This window comes from Embleya australiensis, from assembly GCF_051903075.1.
Classification (GTDB): Bacteria; Actinomycetota; Actinomycetes; order Streptomycetales; family Streptomycetaceae; genus Embleya.
In genome coordinates, this window is sequence record NZ_CP182422.1 from 6923114 (window position 1) to 6925974 (window position 2861).

General features: G+C 69.9%; 2 protein-coding genes. Both read left to right on the plus strand.

Going from position 1 to position 2861, the window contains the following annotated elements:
* Window positions 1-128: 128 nt before the first annotated feature.
* Complete coding sequence (locus tag ACMXN5_RS29985) at window positions 129-2195, plus strand: carbon starvation CstA family protein (protein WP_439678116.1); 2067 nt, start codon at window positions 129-131, stop codon at window positions 2193-2195.
* A gap of 50 nt (window positions 2196-2245) precedes the next feature.
* A complete protein-coding gene (locus ACMXN5_RS29990) occupies window positions 2246-2407 on the plus strand; it encodes a CstA-like transporter-associated (seleno)protein (protein ID WP_380001830.1) in 162 nt (53 codons plus the stop codon).
* Window positions 2408-2861: the final 454 nt, after the last annotated feature.

A 2861-nucleotide genomic window follows, 5' to 3' on the forward strand; every position in this document is an offset into this window, starting at 1 on the left:
AGACCCGCAGCCCCCGTCCAGACGACTCCGACCCCAACGACTCCGGCGACTCCGGCGACTCCGCATACAACGCCAAGACCATCCTGATCTGGACCGTCGTCGCCCTGATCGGGGCGGCCGGTTGGGGCATGGTCGCGCTGGCCCGCGGCGAGGAGATCTCGGCCGTCTGGCTGATCTTCGCCGCGGTCGCCTCGTACGCGATCGCCTACCGCTTCTACTCGCGCTTCATCGTCCGCCGGGTCCTGGAGCCCGACGACACCCGCGCCACCCCGGCCGAACGCCTCGACGACGGCGTGGACTACCAACCCACCGACCACCGGGTCCTGTTCGGCCACCACTTCGCCGCGATCGCCGGCGCCGGACCGCTGGTGGGCCCGGTGCTCGCCGCGCAGATGGGCTACCTGCCCGGCACCATCTGGATCGTCGTGGGGGTGATCTTCGCCGGTGCCGTGCAGGACATGGTCGTGCTGTTCCTGTCGATGCGTCGGGACGGCAAGAGCCTGGGCCAGATGGCCCGCGACGAGATCGGCCGGGTCGGCGGCGCGGCGGCGCTGATCGCGGTGTTCGTGATCATGATCATCCTGCTCGCGGTGCTGGCCCTGGTCGTGGTCAACGCGCTGGCCGACTCGCCCTGGGGAACCTTCTCGGTCACGCTGACTGTGCCGATCGCGCTGTTCATGGGCGTGTACCTGCGCTACCTGCGCCCGGGGCGGGTCCTGGAGACCAGCGTGATCGGGGTGGCGCTGCTGCTGGCCGCGATCGTCGGCGGCGGGCAGATCGAGGAGACCGCGCTCGGCGACGCGTTCACCTGGAGCCCGACCACCCTGGTGTTCTGCCTGATCGGCTACGGCTTCGTCGCCTCGGTGCTGCCGGTGTGGTTGTTGCTCGCCCCGCGCGACTACCTGTCCACGTTCATGAAGGTCGGCACGATCGTGCTGCTCGCGATCGGCGTGCTCGTGGCCGCGCCGAACATGAAGACCGACGCGGTCAGCTCGTTCGCCGGCTCCGGCTCCGGGCCGGTGTTCGCCGGGACGATGTTCCCGTTCCTGTTCATCACCATCGCCTGCGGCGCGCTCTCCGGGTTCCACGCGCTGGTCGCCTCCGGCACCACGCCGAAGCTGATCCGCAAGGAGTCGCAGGTCCGGATGATCGGCTACGGCGCCATGCTGATGGAGTCGTTCGTCGCGGTCATGGCGCTGATCGCCGCGTGTGTGATCGACCCGGGCCTGTACTACGCGATGAACGCCCCGGCCGGCGTGCTCGGCGCCACCGCGGAGAGCGCGTCGCACGCGGTCGCCGGTCTCGGCTTCACGATCACCCCCGACGACCTGCGCGCGGCGGCCCACGCGGTCGAGGAGAAGACCCTGATCGCCCGCTCCGGTGGGGCGCCCACGCTCGCCGTCGGGATGTCGGAGATCTTCGCCGACGTGTTCGGTGGCTCGGGGATGAAGGCGTTCTGGTACCACTTCGCGATCATGTTCGAGGCGCTGTTCATCCTGACCACGGTGGACGCCGGCACCCGGGTCGGCCGGTTCATGCTCCAGGACATGCTCGGCAACGTCTGGAAGCCGATCGGCCGGGTCGACTGGAAGCCCGGCATCTGGATCACCAGCGCCGCGGTGGTCGGCCTGTGGGGCTACTTCCTGTACGCCGGCGCCACCGACCCGCTCGGCGGGATCAACCAGCTCTTCCCGCTCTTCGGCATCGCGAACCAACTGCTCGCGGCCGTCGCGCTCACCGTCGCCACCACGGTGCTGGTCAAGTCCGGCAAGCTGCGCTGGGCCTGGGTCACCGGCGTCCCGCTGGCCTGGGACGTCGCGGTGACGTACACCGCCGGCCTGGAGAAGATCTTCTCCGACGACCCCCGCATCGGCTTCTTCGCGCAACGCGACCGCTACGCCGACGCGATCGACGCGGGCAAGGTGCTCGGCCCGGCCAAGAACATGGACGACATGCACACCGTGGTGCTGAACTCCACCGTCGACGGCGTGCTGATCGCGATCTTCCTGGTGCTGATCGCACTGGTGATCGCCAACGCGGCCGTGGTGTGCGTGCGGGCGATCCGCGCCGGAGGATCGTTGCCCACCGCCGAGACGCCGTGGGTCGAGTCCACCCTGGACCTCGGGCCGGGCGGCGCGGCCGGGGATCGGGCACTCGCCGGCGCCGGTGCCGGTGACGCGGCGGGACGCTCGTGACGCGGCGGGCCCGGGATCTTCGGCACGTGCCCGGGCGGGTGTTCGGGTGGGTGCGGTGGTACCTGCGGGAGATCTCCGGCGACGCGGACTACGAACGTCACCGCCGGCGACACCTGCGGGAGCATCCGGACCGACCGGCGCCGACCCGACGCGAGTACGAGTCCTGGCGGACCCGGCGACGTGAGGAGCGGCCGCAGACACGCTGCTGCTGAGGCGCCGACGGTGGGTGGAAGGGCGGTGTCGACACGCGTCGACACCGCCCTTTCGGGTATTCGATCGGTTCCGGCGAGAAAAAAAATAGTCCGAATCGATGCGCTCCCGTGCTGTTGCGCATGTGACCGATATGTAAGCGACATGTGAACGTTCGTCGCGGGCAGGTGCGTTCGCCCCCGCCGACGGGTGGTCGGGACCGCACGCGCGCGGGCGTGTGCGCCGGGTGCGCGGCCGGTCTGATCAAGGGTTCTCGCGCGTCGACGGCGCAGGTCGGGGACGGGCGTGCGCGGGGCGTTCGCGCACTACACCAGGTGACCCGAATGGTTCAACCGCGCCGTCGGAGGCGCCCGAGCGGGGCCTGAATTCACCCCTTGCGGCCGATCGGCCCGGTACTCCAATGTGTTGATCTGTGTTCGTCCGTGTACTCATCGTATGCAGGTCATGGAGCGCGGA

What these genes read in the sequence shown, in the direction of transcription:
- ACMXN5_RS29985 (WP_439678116.1), top strand. Translation starts at nt 129, where the DNA reads ATGGTCGCGCTGGCCCGCGGCGAGGAGATCTCGGCCGTCTGGCTGATC.